The organism is Vibrio sp. 661 (genome assembly GCF_033339315.1).
Lineage (GTDB): Bacteria > Pseudomonadota > Gammaproteobacteria > Enterobacterales > Vibrionaceae > Vibrio > Vibrio alginolyticus.
On the sequence record NZ_JAWOUJ010000127.1, the window covers coordinates 1 to 1,074 of the forward strand.

The following is a 1,074-nucleotide window of genomic DNA, read 5'->3' on the forward strand; positions in this document are numbered from 1 at the left end:
CAATTGGGCCTTCGAGTGTAAAGTTGTAACTGCCATCTGGATTCACAGTTAACGTAAAGACAGGATTGGTTCCTGCGGTTGCCGTATAAGTGAAACTACCATCTGGATTTGCCGTTTCACTCAATGTCACCGCAACACCTTGCGAAGTAAGCCCATCAACAGGCGTCGCACTGGCATCCAATTGGTAACTCACTACGCCATCAGAACCTTGATTGGTGGTGAAGTGTCCGTCAATCGATACAGAACCGTCTTGAGCCGAGCCAATCTGCGCGAGGTCATCTTCATCAACGGTGATCGCTTGAACATTGTTAATTGTTGGCTGGTCATCAACAATGGTTACAGGGATGGTTGCCGATGACGTATCGCCATCAAAGTCGGTCGCGATGATTGGAAAGTTTAGCGTCAGTTCATCACTACCAGTCGCGTGATCGATTGGGCCTTCCAACGTAAAGTTGTATGAACCATCGGTGTTCACCACCAACGTAAATACTGGGTTGCCGTTAGCGGTCGCAGTGTAAGTGAAGCTGCCATCTGCATTCGCTGTTTCAACCAAATCAACAACTTCGCCGTGCGACGTTAATCCTGCTACAGGGTTCATCGAACCATCGAGTTGATAGCTCACCACTCGGTCAGAACCTTCAGTTGTGGTGAACTTGCCATCAATAGAAACAACGCCATCTTGAGCAGAGCCAATACTCGTTAAATCGTCTTCATCCACTGTAATGGCATCGACGTTTGTGATGGTCGGTTGGTCATCGAAGATAGTCACTGGGATCACCGCAGAGCTGGTGTCACCATCAAAGTCCGTTGCGATGATTGGGAAGTTCAGCGTTAGCTCGTCACTATTAATAGCGTGATCGATTGGGCCTTCCAACGTGAAGTTGTAAGAGCCATCCACATTCACTACCAACGTAAATACTGGATTGCCATCTGCCGTCGCACTGTAAGTGAAGCTGCCGTCAGCATTTGCCGTTTCTACGAGTACAACCGCTTGGCCGTGCGACGTTAATCCTGCTACAGGGTTCGTCGAGGAATCAAGTTGATAGCTCACCACTCGATCAGAGCCTTCTGTTG

The 1,074-nt window shown here is 48.8% G+C and carries 1 protein-coding gene; it reads right to left on the reverse strand.

Features of this window, described 5'->3' with window-relative positions:
• A partial coding sequence (locus tag R7P69_RS25165) for a VCBS domain-containing protein (RefSeq protein WP_318121823.1) occupies window positions 1-1,074 on the reverse strand: 1,074 nt, incomplete at both ends.